This window comes from Kitasatospora sp. NPDC051705 (assembly GCF_044453265.1).
Lineage (GTDB): Bacteria > Actinomycetota > Actinomycetes > Streptomycetales > Streptomycetaceae > Kitasatospora.
Genome location: NZ_JBITCO010000010.1, coordinates 51,286 through 65,864, shown reverse-complemented (window position 1 = coordinate 65,864; position 14,579 = coordinate 51,286). Strand labels below are relative to the sequence as shown.

The 14,579-nt window shown below is 75.1% G+C and carries 9 protein-coding genes; 5 read left to right on the top strand and 4 right to left on the bottom strand.

Annotated features, from left to right (window positions below; all coding sequences use genetic code 11):
• Position 1 precedes the first annotated feature (1 nt).
• From ACIA8Q_RS15555 to ACIA8Q_RS15545, 3 genes are all read left to right on the top strand, one after another.
• A complete protein-coding gene (locus ACIA8Q_RS15555) occupies positions 2–1,297 on the top strand; it encodes an MFS transporter (RefSeq protein ID WP_360211027.1) in 1,296 nt (431 codons plus the stop codon).
• Between the two features lie 93 nt (positions 1,298–1,390).
• Entirely contained in the window at positions 1,391–2,203 is an 813-nt protein-coding gene (ddaH, locus tag ACIA8Q_RS15550) for a dimethylargininase (RefSeq protein ID WP_360211025.1), read from the top strand.
• 123 nt (positions 2,204–2,326) lie between these two features.
• Complete coding sequence (locus tag ACIA8Q_RS15545; RefSeq protein ID WP_360211023.1) at positions 2,327–2,566, top strand: hypothetical protein; 240 nt, start codon at positions 2,327–2,329, stop codon at positions 2,564–2,566.
• Between the two features lie 203 nt (positions 2,567–2,769).
• Here ACIA8Q_RS15545 and ACIA8Q_RS15540 read toward each other — a convergent pair whose 3' ends face one another.
• Complete coding sequence (locus tag ACIA8Q_RS15540; protein ID WP_396317294.1) at positions 2,770–6,069, bottom strand: AfsR/SARP family transcriptional regulator; 3,300 nt, start codon at positions 6,067–6,069, stop codon at positions 2,770–2,772.
• 260 nt (positions 6,070–6,329) lie between these two features.
• Between ACIA8Q_RS15540 and ACIA8Q_RS15535 the strand changes: the two genes are divergently transcribed.
• Positions 6,330–7,403: a hypothetical protein gene (locus ACIA8Q_RS15535; protein ID WP_360211019.1), complete on the top strand. Its 1,074-nt coding sequence runs from the start codon at positions 6,330–6,332 to the stop codon at positions 7,401–7,403.
• Positions 7,404–7,489: 86 nt separating this feature from the next.
• On the opposite strand, the gene ACIA8Q_RS15530 is transcribed toward ACIA8Q_RS15535, so the two are convergent.
• A complete protein-coding gene (locus ACIA8Q_RS15530) occupies positions 7,490–9,625 on the bottom strand; it encodes a SpoIIE family protein phosphatase (protein ID WP_360211017.1) in 2,136 nt (711 codons plus the stop codon).
• A gap of 714 nt (positions 9,626–10,339) precedes the next feature.
• Entirely contained in the window at positions 10,340–10,783 is a 444-nt protein-coding gene (locus ACIA8Q_RS15525) for a universal stress protein (RefSeq protein ID WP_360211015.1), read from the bottom strand.
• A gap of 658 nt (positions 10,784–11,441) precedes the next feature.
• On the opposite strand from ACIA8Q_RS15525, the gene ACIA8Q_RS15520 reads away from it, so the two are divergent.
• On the top strand, positions 11,442–11,591 hold the full coding sequence (locus tag ACIA8Q_RS15520; protein ID WP_396317293.1) for a hypothetical protein: 150 nt from the start codon (positions 11,442–11,444) through the stop codon (positions 11,589–11,591).
• Between the two features lie 45 nt (positions 11,592–11,636).
• Here the strand turns inward: ACIA8Q_RS15520 and ACIA8Q_RS15515 are convergent, their stop codons facing one another.
• Positions 11,637–14,579 carry a cation-transporting P-type ATPase gene (locus ACIA8Q_RS15515; RefSeq protein ID WP_360211013.1) on the bottom strand — a complete coding sequence of 981 codons (2,943 nt, stop codon included), beginning with the start codon at positions 14,577–14,579 and terminating at the stop codon, positions 11,637–11,639.

Genomic DNA, 14,579 nt, shown 5'->3' with positions numbered 1-14,579 from the left:
GATGACCACCACCGTCCCGATCGAGTCACCGGCGCCGCCGCGCCCGCCGCGCAGCCGGTGGGGGCTCTGGGCCCACGGGGACTTCCGCCGGCTCTGGATCGGTGAGACCACCAGCAACCTCGGCACCGCCGTCGGGAGCGTGGCGCTGTCCCTGGTGGCCGTGGTCACCCTGGGCGCAGGCCCGCTCGCGGTGGGCGTGATCAACGCCGCCGCCTGGCTGCCCTGGCTCTTCCTCGGCCTTCCGGCCGGCGCCTGGGTGGACCGCTGGCCGCGGCTGCGGGTGATGCTGGTCTGCGACCTCCTGCTGCTCCTGTTCTTCGGCAGCGTCCCGGTGGCCGCCTGGCTGGGGGCGCTCTCGCTCGCCCAGCTGGTGGTGGTGGCCCTGCTGACCGGAGCGGTGAAGGTGTTCTTCTCCACCGCGTACGGCGCGGTGCTGCCCACCCTGGTGGCGAAGGCCGACCTGCTGGAGGCCAACGTCAAGCTGCGCTCCGGGGCCTCGGCGGCGGAGATCGCCGGGCCGGGCGCGGCCGGTCTGCTCTCGCAGGCCTTCGGTGCCGCCAGCGGGATGCTCGTCGACTCGCTGACCTACCTGGTGTCGGCGATCTGCCTGCGGCGGATCAGGACGCAGGAGCACCCCCCGCCGGCGTCCGAGCGGCGCGGCATCCCGCGCGAGATCGGCGAGGGCGTGCGGTTCCTGCTGCGCGACCCGTACCTGCGGACCTTCGCCTGCTTCGCGGCGGTCGGCAACCTGGGGCTGAACGGCATCCAGGCGGTGCAGACGGTCTTCCTGGTCCGCAGCGTCGGGATCGAACCGGGCGCGGTGGGCGCGGTGTTCGCCCTGGTGAGCGTCGGCGGCCTGGCCGGGGCGATGCTGGCCGGGCGGATCGCCCGCCGGCTGGGCACCGCGCGCGGCCTGCTGGCCTGCGAGCTGGTGGCCGCGCCGTTCATCCTGCTGCTGCCGCTGGCGGGCGAGCGGCTGCCGCTGGCGGTGAGCGCGCTCGCCTGGGCCGTCGCGGTCTGCGGCGTGGTCGCCGGCAACGTCCTGGCCGGCAGCTTCTCCCAGGCCTACTGCCCGCCCGAGCTGATCGGCCGGATCCGGGCCAGCTCCGCGACCCTCAACTACAGCGCCATCCCGGTGGGCGCCCTGCTCGGCGGCTACCTGGGCGAGGTGCTCGGCGCCCGCACCACCATCTGGGTGATGGCCGGGGTGCTGCTCTCGGCCGGTCTGCTGCTGCTGGCCAGCCCGCTGCGCGGCCTGCGGGACTTCCCGACCCGGCCGTCCAAGCCCGCGGCCTGACCATCCGTCATCCGCTCCTGCCGCACCCGCGTTCCCCGTCCCCTCTCCCGCCGTCTCCCCCACCTCTCCCCGCCCCGCATCCGGAGGATCCCGATGACCCGCACCGCCCGTCCGCGCCGCTACCTGATGTGCCGGCCGACCCACTTCGACGTCACCTACGCCATCAACCCGTGGATGGACCCGGCCAAACCGGTGGACACCGACCTCGCCGTCGCCCAGTGGGAGCGGCTCTACGCCCTCTACGCCGAACTCGGCCACCGGGTCGACCTGATCGACCCGCTGCCCGGCCTGCCCGACATGGTCTACGCGGCCAACGGGGCCACCGTCGTGGACGGCAGGGTGCTCGGCGCGCGCTTCCGCAACACCGAACGGGCCGCGGAGGGCCCCGCCTACCTGGAGTGGTTCCGCGACCGCGGCTTCGCGACGCACGACCCCGAGCACGTCAACGAGGGCGAGGGCGACCTCCTGCTGACCGCGGGCTACGTGCTGGCCGGCCGGGGCTTCCGCAGCGTGGCGGAGGGCCACGCCGAGGCGCAGGAGTTCTTCGGCCGGCCGGTGGTCGGCCTGGAGCTGGTCGACCCGCGCTTCTACCACCTCGACACCGCGCTGTCGGTGCTCGACGGGGACGAGATCATGTACTACCCGGAGGCGTTCTCGCCCGGCAGCCGGGCCGTCCTGCGCCGGCTCTTCCCGGACGCCCTGCTGGTGAGCGAGGCCGACGCCGAGGTCTTCGGGCTGAACGCGGTGAGCGACGGCCTGCACGTGGTGCTGCCGGAGGCGGCGGTGGGCCTGGCGGCGCGGCTGCGGGAGCGCGGCTTCCGGCCGATCGGGATGGACCTGAGCGAGCTGCTCAAGGGCGGTGGCAGCGTCAAGTGCTGCACCCTGGAGATCCGCGCGGCGGCCTGATCCGGCGGTCGGTGACCATCGGTGCTCCGCCGTAGATCGGCCGTTGAACGGCCCCCGCAAGACTGGTGCCACACCACGAAGGAGCCCTTCCCCACCAGGGAAGCGACCAAGGGAGCACCAGAGATGACGAAGCGTCCGGCCACCGCCTCCGCCCGCCGCCGCCTGTTCGCCGCCGGCCTCGGGGTGGCCATCGCCCTCGGCGCAGGCGTCACCGCCACGGCCGCGGTGGCGGGGGCGGCCGGCACCGGGTCGGCGACGGTGGTGGTCGGTGACGCGACCCCGACTCCCACCCCCGCCGCCCCGACCCCGACCTCCACCACCGTGCACGGCAGCACCGGCGACTGGAACAGCACCGGCTCCTGAGCGGGCGGCTCCGACTGCAGGATCGATTCTTCCCGGGACATCCGGCCCGGCGGTGACCCCCTGGGGATCACCCCGCCCGGCAGCGGCCCCTACCCGTCACCCCGCCCGGCGGTGACCCGGCCCGGCGCCACCCGGCGTGTGACCCGCCCCCGCGCCACCCGGCGTGTGACCCGCCCCCGCGTCGCCTCGACCGCCGCAGCAGGTCAACGCCCCGGCCGGCAGCCCGTCAGCGGCACGACCGCCGCCTCCCGGTCCTTCCCCCGTCGCTCCTCCCGGACCGACGCGACGGCGTCCCCCTCCCGGACCGACGGGCCCCCGTCCCCGCCCGCGACCGACGGGCCCTCCCCGGATCCCCGGGCCAGCAGCCCCGCCACCTCCCGGGCGTCCGGCAGCCCCAGCCGGACGAAGATCGCGTGCGCCGCCCGCCACCGGCCCCGCGCCTCGGCCCCGCGCCCGAGGTCCGCCAGCGTCCGGCCCAGCACCACCAGCGCCTGCGCCTGGTCCCGCTCCGCCCCCAGCTCCTCGCACAGCTCCAGCGCCCGCCCGGCGTGCTCGAACGCCTCCTCCGTCCGGCCCAGCGACCGCAGACTGTCCGCCAGCCGGTAGCGGGCGTGCGCGGCCCGGGCCTGCAGACCGGCCGCGGTGGCCACCGCCAGGCACTCGCCGAACCAGGTCACCGCCTCCTCGTGCCGCTCCAGCCCGTGCAGCGCCAGCCCCAGCACGTACAGGGTGTACGCCCGGCCCGGATCGTCGTGCCGGGTACGCAGTTCGGCCAGCGCCTCGTGGCAGATCTCCACCGCCTCGGCGGCCCGGCCGCTGCGCACCCGCGCCAGCGCCGCGTTCACCGTCGTCACCAGCGCCCCCGAGCGGTGGCCGAGCTCGCGGGCCAGCAGCAACGCCTCGTCGTAGTGCTCGACGGCCTCGTCGTAGCGGCTGAGGAACTGGCAGACCAGACCGAGGTCGTTCAGCGCCTGGCGCAGGATCACCGTGTCTCCCGCCGAGCGCGAGGCGGCCACGGCGAGGCGGCCCGCCGCCTCGGCCTCCTCCAGCCGGGTGGTGGCCAGGGCGACGTTGCCGCGCAGGAAGTGCGCCCGGCCCGCTGCCCGGGGGTCGGCGCGGTGGTCCGCCGCGGCCGCCAGGGCGTCCGCCGTGGCGGCCAGCCGGGCACCGGGCGGGGCCAGCACGAAGGGCGTGAGCGCGATCAGCAGGTCGATCGCGGCCCGCAGCGGATCCGGGAGGGCGCCCTGCGCGCCGGTGCCGTCCGGTGCCGCCGGCGCCTCGGCCATCGTCCAGGCGGCGACCTGGGCGGCGACCGCGATCGCCCCCGAGCCCTCCGCCTCGGCCCAGGCCCGGGCGCCGTCCGGGCTGCCGAGCGCCACGCCCGGCCCGCGCGCCGGACCGAGCGCGCCGGCGGCCGGGTCCCCGGGGACGGCGTACTGGAAGGCCGAGCAGGCGGTGGCCAGCAGGTGGTCGAGCAGCCGGTCACGGGCCTCCAGCGTCGTGCCGGGGCCGTCGGGTCGTCGCCGGGCGAAGGCGCGCAGGAGGTCGTGGTAGCGGTAACGGCCGGGGAACGGCGACTCCATCATCGCCACGTCCACCAGGGCCTCCAGCAGGTCCTCGGCGTCGTACTCGTCCAGGTCCAGCAGGGCGGCCGCGGCGGGCAGCCCGATGTCCGGCCCGTCCACCGAGGCGACCAGCCGGAACGCCCGGGCCTGGGCGGGCGACAACTGGCGGTAGCTCAGTTCGAAGGCCGCCTCCACCTCGAGGTCGCCGATGCGCAGCTCGTCGATCCGCCGGCGCTCGACCGCCAGCCGGCGGCCCAGCGTCTGCACCGTCCAGCTCGGCCGGGCCGCCAGCCGGGCCGCCACGATCCGGACCGCGAGCGGGAGGTGGCCGCAGACGACCAGGAGGTCCCGGGCGGCCTCCGGCTCGGCCGCCAGCCGCTCCGCGCCGATGGTGCGGCCCAGCAGCTCCAGGGCCTCCTCCGGTTCGAAGACCCCGAGATCGGCCTGGACGGGCGCGGGCAGGCCGGACAGCCGGGTCCGGCTGGTGGTGAGCACGGCGCAGCCGACCGCACCCGGCAGCAGGGGTCTGATCTGCGCGGTGTCGTGGACGTTGTCGAGCACCAGCAGCAGGCGCCGGCCGTCGACGACCGAACGGAACAGCGCCGAGCGGGCGTCCAGCCCCTCGGGCACCGCGTCGGCCGGCACGCCGAGCGCCACCAGGAAGCCGCAGAGCACCGCCTCCGGGTCCGCCGGGGTGGCGTCGGCGCCCCGCAGGTCGGCGTAGAGCTGCCCGTCCGGATAGGCGTCGCGGACCCGGTGGGCGACGTGCAGGGCCAGCGCGGTCTTGCCGACCCCGCCCATCCCGACCACGGTCGCGATCACCAGCGCCCGCCGGTCCGGGGCGCCGAGCGCCTCGCCCAGCCGCTCGACCAGTACCGTGCGGCCGGTGAAGTCCGCAGCGTCGGGCGGCAGTTGGGCCGGGCGGGGGGCGGTCGCCGGGGCCCCGGCGGGTGTGGCGGCCGACTCCCTGTCCGTCACGGCGGGCGCGGCGGGCGGGTACGGCGGCTCGACCCGCGGCTCGGCCGACCCGTTCGGGGCGCTCGGGCCGCTCGGGCCGTGCACGCCGTTCAGCCCGATCGCGCCGTTCGGGCCGTTCAGCCCGTTCGCGCCGTTCAAGCCGTTCAAGCCGTTCGCGCCGTCCGGGCCGGACACGACCACCGCCGACGGCGCCGGCGCGGCGAGCGACGGGTCGCCCTCCAGGATCCGCTGGTGCAGCAGTTCCAGCTCCGACCCGGGCTCCACCCCCAGCTCCGCCAGGAACAACTGACGCGCGCTCCGGTACACCGCCAGCGCGTCCGCCTGTCTTCCGGCCTGGTACAGCGCGCGCATCAGCAGCCCGTACGCCCGCTCGTGCAACGGGTGCTCGGTGGTCAGCGAGGTCAACTCCGGGATGCACCGGGAGAACCGCCCCAGCGCGAGGTCCAGGGCGATCCGCTCCTCCAGCAGCGTCAGCCGCAGCTCCTGCAACCGCTGCCGCTGCCGCTGCGCGAACGGCCCCGGGATGCCGACCAGCGGCTCGCCCTGCCACAACTCCAGCGCCTGGTTCAACAGATCACGCGCCTGCTGCGGCCCCCCGGCCGCCGCCGTCCGCTCGGCCTGCGCCGCCAGCTCCTCCGCCTGCGCCGCGTCCACGGCGTGCTTCGGCAGCACCAGCCGGTAGCCGTCCCCGACCGAGGTCAGCACGTTCGGCGCGTCCGGCCCCTCGCCGTGCAGCACCTTGCGCCACCGCCAGGCGTACGTCCGGACCGTCGTCATCGCGGTGCTCGGCGGCTCCTCGCCCCACAGGGCGTCGATCAGGTCCGTGGCGCTCGCACCGTGCCCCGGCCGCAGCAGCAGCACCGCCAGCATCGCCTGCTGCTGCGGGCTGCCGACCTTCAACACGGTGGTACCGCGCTGCGCCCGCATCAGCCCCAGCACGGAGAACCGGAAATCACCCATTCCTGCACCTGCCCGCTTCATGTGCTCGCCCCCGCCCCAGCACGTGCCCGCCCCCGATTGATGAGCCCCTATCAACCCACGGCACCCGTCGAAATGTCGAGGGATCGTAGAGCCCGTGGTGATCCGGTGTTGATCGGCGCCCACCACAATCACCGGTGTGGCGTCCACGGTCGGCGCGGCACGCACCGCTGGACCCGCCACACACCCGGTCGCCCCGCCACCGCCCGGCGACCACCCACGGCCCTCGGAGGCGGACACCCATGAACACCGACCTGCTCTACCGGCTGCTCGAGCTCGATCCGGGCGCCGGCCCGGTCGAACTGCTCCACCGGGCCCGCGCAGGCCGGAACCTCCCCTACCTGGTGCTCGCCGCGCTGGACCGGGAGGGCGTCCGGATGGGCGAGCACGCCCGCGCCGAGCTGCAGCGCGCCCGCGAACGGGCCCGCTGTTACGCCGGGATCGCCGACGACCTCGCCGACGCCACCGGGGTCCGGCCGATCCGGGACCTGCCGCTGGCCGCCCACTACCCGTCCGACCTGCCGCGGCCGCTGGGCGAACTCGCCCTCGTCAGCCCGACCGAGGCCACGCTCTGGCAGGCCGTCAACCGGCTGGTCACCGACCACCCGGTGGAGTCCGTCGAGGTCACCCTTCTCGGCGAGCGGCCCCGGCACACCGCCGTCACCCTGCGCTGGCCGGCCGAGGACCCGCTGCTCGACCCCTGGTACCAGGTACGGGTCGCGACCGCCGCTCTCACCGGCGACCTCGCCACCGTCCCGGTCCGCCCCTACCTGGCCGCCGACGACCACGTCGAGTGCCTGATCGCCCTCGCCGAGGACGGGCTCCGCCGCCCCTTCGGCCCGGGCGACGTCATCGACGTGGCCCAGCTGGCCGGACAGCCCTTCGAACCCGTCGAGACCGCCGCGGTGGTCGCCGCCTACCGGCTGGCCCCGGAGGCCGTCGCCCTGCTCGACCTCGCCGCCGAGCACGTGCCGCTGGGCCCGCTGGGCGGAGTGCGCACCGTCCTGGAGGCCGAGGTCGGCCCCGAGCTCCGGCGCCGCCGCACCGAGGCCCGCCCGCTCCGGCCGCGGCACGGCACCCTGCTGCGCCGCACCGTCATCCGGCACCGCTGGGACGAGGCCCTCCTGCTGCCGGCCGGCGCCGCCACCCTGCTGCTCACCCCGGTCGCCGACTACCTGCTCACCGCGGAGGGCGACCGGCCGGCCCCGGCCGAACGCGCCGCCGCCCTCGCCGCCCTCCAGGCCTGGGACGCGACGGCCCCCACCACCCCGCACCCGTCCCCCTGCCTCGGCGCCCCGCAACCCCACCGTGGCTGACCCCGCGGCCGCTGACCCCACCGCCGCTGGCCCCGCGGCCGCGGGCCGTGCCGCGGTCGGCCGGGCGCGGCGGTCAGGCGCGGCGGTCAGGCCGCCAGCGGGAACTCGCACCAGACGTTCTTGCCGCTGCCGAGCGGCTCCACGCCCCAGCTCCCGGCGAGGGCGTCCACCAGCAGCAGCCCGCGGCCGGAGGTGGCGGTCTCGCCGGGGGCCCGGCGGCGCGGCAGGACGCTGGAGCGGTCCCGGATCTCCAGGCGGATGCAGGGGGCGGTTCCGGCCCGCAGTTCGATGGTGAGCAGTGCGCCCCCGTCGGTGTGGACCAGGGCGTTGGTGATCAGTTCGTCCGCCGTGAGTTCGACGTCGGACAGCAGGTCGGTCGCACCCCACGCGGCCAGGGCCTGGCGGAGCATGGCCCGGGTCTCCGCCAGCCCCTCCGGGTCGGCCTGGTGGACGTGCTGGGTCATCTGCCGGGTGGTGTGGGCGCCGGGTACGGCTGCGCGGTGCAGCAGCAGGAGCGCCAGGTCGTCGCTGTTGTCGAGGCGGCTGGGGTGGCTGCCGCAGAGGTGGTCGGCGAGCGCCTCGGTGTCGAGCGGGCCGGCGCGCAGGGCGGCGGCGAGCGCGTCGAGGCCGTCGGTGATGTCCCGGCCGGGGTGTTCGACCATTCCGTCGGTGCACAGCAGCAGGGTGTCCGCGGGGTTGAGGTCGAGGCGGGTCTCGGGGTAGGAGTCCTGGCCGAACACCGTGGCCACGCCGAGCGGCAGACCGCCGCGGACGCCGGCCCAGGCGGTCAGGCCGGTGCCGCGCCGCACGAGCGGTTCGAGGTGGCCGGCCCGCACCAGGCGCAGCGTCCCGGTCTCCAGGTCGGCGTCGACGTAGATGCAGGTCGCGGACCGTTCGGTGTCGAGGTCGGCGAGGAACCTGGACACGCGGGCCATCACCGTGGCGGGCGTGTGTCCCTCGGTGGCGTAGGCCCGCAGGGCGATCCTCAACTGGCCCATGATGGCGGCCGCGTGGCTGTCGTGCCCCTCCACGTCGCCGACCACGAGACCGACCCGCCGACCGGGCAGGGGGATGACGTCGTACCAGTCCCCGCCCACCTCGCGTCCGCTGTGGCCGGCACGGTAGCGGACGGCCACCTCGCCGCCGGTGATCTCGGGGATGCGGCGCGGCAGCATGGTGTTCTGGAGCGTGGTCGCGAACTCGCGCTCCTGGTCGAAGAGCATGGCGCGCTGCAGGGACTGCGCGACGGCACTGCTGAGCGCGATGCAGATATTGCGGTCCTCGGTGCTGAAGGGGCGCCCGTCCCGGTAGAACAGGCCCAGCGCGCCGATGGAGCGGGCCTGGGCGGCCAGCGGCAGGAAGGCCGCCGCCTCGATCCCCATCTCCTCGGCGTAGGGCAGCAGCCGGGGGTAGCGGGTGGTGAGCTCCTCCCTGGTGCTGACGAACCGCGGGCGCCGGGTGAGCACGGCCTCGGACAGTGGCAGGCCGTCGCCCAGGTGGGTCAGCGACAGGTCGTCCCGGGCCCTGAGCTCCGCCGACGGCTGCTCGGTCGCGGCGACGAGGCGCATCACGTCCCCGTCGACCAGCCCGAGGGCCAGTCCGTCCGCGCCGAAGCGTCGCAGCCCTTCGCTGTCGGTCAGCACGCCGGTCACGTCGCGGACGGTGATGGCGCGGGCGAGGGCCTCGGTGGTGGCGCGCACGGAGTCGGTCTGGCGGCGCCGGTCGGCGGCGAGCGTGCGCATCCCCTCGGCGTGGGCCAGCTCCTCCTCGGCGTTGCGGACGATGCCGACGATGCGGTACGGCCGGGCCTGCGGGTCGCGCAGGACGCGCCCCTGGGTGTGCGCCCAGCGCAGGGACCCGTCGCGGCAGACCAGGCGGAAGTAGCACGCGAAGGTCAGGTGCCCCTCGCGCAGCGCGAGCGAGACGGCCTCGTCAAGCCGCTCGCTGTCCGCCGGCAGCACCCTGGCGGAGAGTGACGAGGGGTGTCCGTCGAACTCGTCGGCCCGGAGGTCGAACACGTCCAGGCCCACGTCGTCGAGGTGGTAGGTGTCCTTGTCGAGGTCCCAGTCGAAGCTGCCCATGCCGTTGAGCGCCAGCCGGTCGTTGGCCGCGGTCGGCTCGGCGGCGCCCTGGCGGGCCGCCGACGGCGACGGGGCGCGGGCGGACACGGGGCGGGTGATCCGGGGGTCGTAGCCGCCCGGAGACCTGGACGCGTTTGCCATGGCAGGGCTCCCGTCCGATCGATGGCCCGCCGCCCCACGACCGGCTCGCCCCTGCCCGCTGCGGTCACGGAGAGTGGCGTACACGCGCGACGACGTGGCGCCGTAGGTGCTCCGCCGCCCGCGCCCGGTCCGTTCCTGGAACGCCTGGTCAGTCTATCCAGGGGGCGCGGCCTCGGCATCGACGCGCGAACCGCGGACCCGACCGTGACCTCAGCCGCCGATGTCGTACGCCACGGTGACCGGCGCGTGGCCGTCCCACCACTCGGCGTGGCTGTCGCCTCACCCGCCCGGACCGGGCGAGGCGACGCGGAGCTCGATGCGCCAGCGGATGGAAGCCATTTCGCCGGAGGCCCACCGATTCGAATGCGAATCATTCCGGAATGTCCTGGTCCTGGAACTACCTCCAACCCCCGCGAGCGCGGGGCCGACACCTGGCCCGCGGGGCAAGCTGTTCGGTCAGGCCCGACGCACCCGGACAGCAGGCGTCCGATCGGAAGACCGAGGAAGACGGCGAGGCCGGCGATGGCACCGAGCAGCGCGATCTGCGAGCCGTCGCCTGTCATGACTATCGCGCTTCTTCGGAGCCCATCATGTCCGGTCAGCTAATAGGTAAGCCTTGCCTAAGAAGTCTTACTCTGTCTGATCTCGGTCGCAATCGCAGGTCCGGGAACCTCGTTCACGGCCGCCCGGCGACGGTGCCGGCGGCCCCGGCTGTCAGGCCTGGTCGCCGCGGACGACGACGACCGGGCACGGGGCGTGCTGGACGCAGTGCTGGCCCACTGAGCCCAGCCGTGTGCCGGCGAAGCCGCCGAGCCCGCGGTTGCCGACGACCAGGAGCTCAGCGCCGCGCGCCCGTTCGAGAAGCACCTCCGCGGCGTGGCCGGACTCGACGATCTGGCGGATCTCGACCGGCTCGTCGTCCGCAGTGATCTCAGTGATGGCCTGTGCCAGCATCCTGCCGGCGACCGTTCCGAGTTCTCGGTCGACCGATGCCGGCGCCCAGCCGTGGACCTTCGGGAACCGCCAACAGATCACCGCCTCGACCGTGGCGCCGGTCGCGGCGGCCTGTCCGACGGCCCATCGCAGTGCGCGCTTGGACGGGGACGAGCCGTCAACGCCGACGACGATCCGTCGCTCGTGAGGGACTGCGGTGTCCATCTCGTACCCCGCTCTCGGCTCGGGAGCAATGCGGTCGCACCCGATCCGACCGTGCACCGCCGGGTGTCGCAACCCAAGGGCCGCCCGGCCCCCACCTCGGGGTCCGGTTCGGCCACCGGCCCGGACCGCGCGCTGGGCCGGATCGCGACCTCGCTGCGCTGTGGCGCAGCCCGCGGCGCGGGCCCTGCTGCGGGTGACCGCACTGTGCAACGACGCCACGCTGCTGCCGCCCTCGGCGGACGACGATCAGTGGACCGCCCTCGGCGACCCGACCGAGGTGGCGCTGCGCGACCGTCGCAGCCTGCCACCGGGCCGGAATCACCCCGGTGCTGATCACCGGGGACCACCCCGCCACCGCCCGCGCGATCGCCGACCGCGCGGGCCTGCTGAAGGACGGTGAGACGGCGGCCCGCGTGGACGCCGGTCGGGAGCTCGCCGCTGGGGCCGTGCCGGACCTTTCGCGGGTGCGGGTCTTCGCGCGCACCGATCCACTTCCTGGTCTACGCGATGTCCGGCGGTGCGGCGGAGATCCTGGTGATGCTCCTGGGCCCGTTCCTGGGCCTCGCGCTGCCGCTGCGCGCGGGCCAGATCCTCTGGATCAACCTCCTCACCCATGGGCTGACCGGGGCCGCGGTCGGAGCCCGTCTCCGGCCGGGCGATGCGGCGCCCGCGCCGGCCGCCGAACGAGCACCTGCTGGGGGCCGGCGTGTGGCAGCGTGTCCTGTGCCTCGGAGCCGTGGTCACGGTAGTCGCACTGGGGGCGGGACGGTGGGCCGACCGGGTCGGCCCCGGCGCTCCGGGGCGGTGAGCAGCGGCAGCGCCGTGAGCGGGGCGGTGTCGGGGGACCGGCGTGTCAGGACATCCGGTGCCCGTGCTCGGCGGCGATCCGGCGGGCGTGGGCGACGATCTCGGCCGCTGCGTGCTCGCTGACGCCCAGCGCGTGGACGAGGCGGTGGGCGTTCCAGCCGTGGCGGGCGAGCAGGACGGTCAGCGGGTGGTGGCCGGGCTCCTCGGCAGCCGGCCGGACCGGCAGGGGAGGGGCGGGCGCAGACGGCACCGGGACCGGGAGAGCGGCAGTACGGCGCCGGACGAGGGCCCGGCGCAGCTCGTCCGCACCCCAGACCACGAACGGGAAGGGGACGACGATTGCGAGCTGCGTCGGGGTGAGCGCCGCTGTGCCGAACAGCCGGTGCAGGGCGGGGACGTACACGATCGTGGCGGCGAAGGCCAGTGAGAAGGCGATGCCACCGAGCAGCTGCGGGTTGCTGAGGGCACCGATCGCGCGCAGTGGGGCGTGTTCGGTGCGGGCCGCGAAGGCGGTGCCGATCTGGCAGAAGACGATGCCGAGCCAGGCGACGGTGGTGGCCTGTTGGTACGTCAGGTGCAGCGCGGTGCCCGCGCCGGTCGGGTCGCCGGGGTGCCAGCCGCCCGAGGTGAGGGTGAGGAAGTAGCCGCCCATGATCAGGACGGCGGAGATCAGACCGAGGAACCCCCAGGAGCGGGCCAGCATGGTTCCTCGGATCACCCGCTCGTCACGCGGGCGGGGCGGGCGGTCCATCAGCCCGGGCTCGGCCCTCTCCCGGCCGAGGGCGAGGGCCGGCAGGGTGTCGGTGCCGAGGTCGATGGCGAGGATCTGCATCACCGTCAGCGGCAGCGGAACGGTGCCGCCCGCGAGCGCGAACACCAGGAACGGGACGACCTCGGGGACCGCATGGCTGAAGATGTAGACGATGAATTTGCGGATGTTGTCGTAGGTCCGCCGGCCCATCTCGACCGCCGCCACGATGGTGGCGAAGTTGTCGTCGGTCAGCACCATCGTCGCGGCTTCACGGGCGACGTCCGTACCGGAGCGACCCATCGCCACACCGATGTCGGCCCGCCGGAGCGCGGGGGCGTCGTTGACGCCGTCCCCGGTCATCGCCACTGTGTGGCCCTCGGCGCGCAGAGCATCGGCGATCCGAAGCTTCGCCTCCGGCGAGGTGCGCGCGAAGATCACCTCCTCGCCGCGGCCCAGCAGCGCGTCCAGCCGGTCGTCGCCCATCGCATCCAGCTCCGTGCCGGTGACGATGCGCATGCCGCGGTGGCCGATGCCGACCTGCTCGGCGACGGCGGCCGCTGTCAGGCCGTTGTCACCGGTGACGACATGCACGGTGATCCCGGCGCGGTGGGCCTGTTCGATGGATCGGGCGACCTCCGGCCGGGGTGGGTCGGCCATGGCGACCAGGCCGATCAGGCACAGCCGCTGCTCTGCGTCCTCGCGGCGGGCCGGTGGCTGTTGCCCGGGAGCGAGCGGCCGCCGAGCCACGGCGAGGACCCGCAGCCCGCGCGCGGCCAGTCGGCCGACGGCCTGCACGACTTCGCTGCGGTCGGCGGGGGCGAGCGCGCGTACGGTGCCGTGGTCGAGCACGTCGACGGCGTGGGTGAGGACCTCCTCCGGGGCGCCCTTGCTGTGTAGGACGACCCTGCCGTCGCGTTCGTCGGCGGTGGTCATCAGTTTGACGTGCGGGTCGAAGCGGAACACCGCCCGGCGTCCACGCTCTCGCTGCTCGGGCGGGCAGGGCATGCCGAGGCGGGCGGCCAGCTCGAGCAGCGCGAGTTCGGTCGGGTCGCCGTGGCCGGCTCCCGGGTCGGCCGTGGTGCAGGTGGCGGCCGCGTCGGCGAGCGGGAGCAGGTCGGCGGGCGCTTGCGGAGCGCCGTCGAGGGGGACCTCACCGGCGGGGATCCAGACAGCTGTGACGCGCATCCGGTTCTCGGTCAGCGTTCCGGTCTTGTCGGTGCAGATGACCGTGGTCGAGCCCAGTGTCTCCACCGCGGACAGCCGCTTGACCACGGCACCGCGGCGGGCCAGGTCGCGGACCCCGGCGGCGAGGGCGAGGGTGATGGTCGGCAGCAGGCCCTCGGGCACGTTGGCGACCAGCAGACCGATCGCGAAGGACACCGCCGCCGCCAGGGACAGCCCGGCGGCGAGGCCCATCGGCAGGAACGCCACCCCCACGCCGATGGCGATCACGGCGATCAGCCGGGCGACTCGCTTGACCTGATGCTCCAGCGGGCTCTCCTCCCGCCGGGTGCGCTGGCTCAGCGCCGCGATCCGACCCAGCTCGGTGTGCATACCGGTGGCGGTGACCACGGCCAGAGCCTGTCCTCCCGTACAGGCGGTGCCGGAGAAGAGCAGGTCGCGCGCCCCCAGGACGGGCCCGGAGTCATCCGCGAACTCGGCGGAGCGGAACACCGGGACGGACTCGCCGGTCAGTGCGGACAGGTCGACCTCCACGCCACCCGACAGCAGGCGGGCGTCGGCGGAGACCTGGTCGCCCTCCTCGGTCACCAGGACGTCACCGGGCACCAGCGTGGCCGCAGTGACCTGGCGACGCACTCCGGCGCGCACCACGGTCGCCTGCTCGGGCAGGAAGTCGGCGAGCGCTTCCACGGCCTGCTCGGCCTGGCGCTCCTGAACGAACGCGAGCAGCGCGTTGAGCAGGATCACCACCAGGATTGCCGCCGCCAGCGCGAGAGCGCCGCTGAGGGCTGCCAGGAGCGCGGCGAACGCCAGCAGCAGCGCCAGCGGGTGGGTGAACTGCTGTGCCAGCTCCCGGGGCCAGCGACGTCCGCCGCGCCGTGCGAGGGCATTGGGTCCGTAGACCGTCAGGCGGCGCGCCGCCTCACGCTCCGTGAGGCCCTGCGGGGAGGTTCGCAGATCGCGGAAGAGCAGGGCGAGCGGCTCGCGCGGGTCCGGGCCGTCGGTTGCCGCGGCCTCCCCGGCTTGGTGGATGGTGTCCGCTGCCTCGGAGGACAT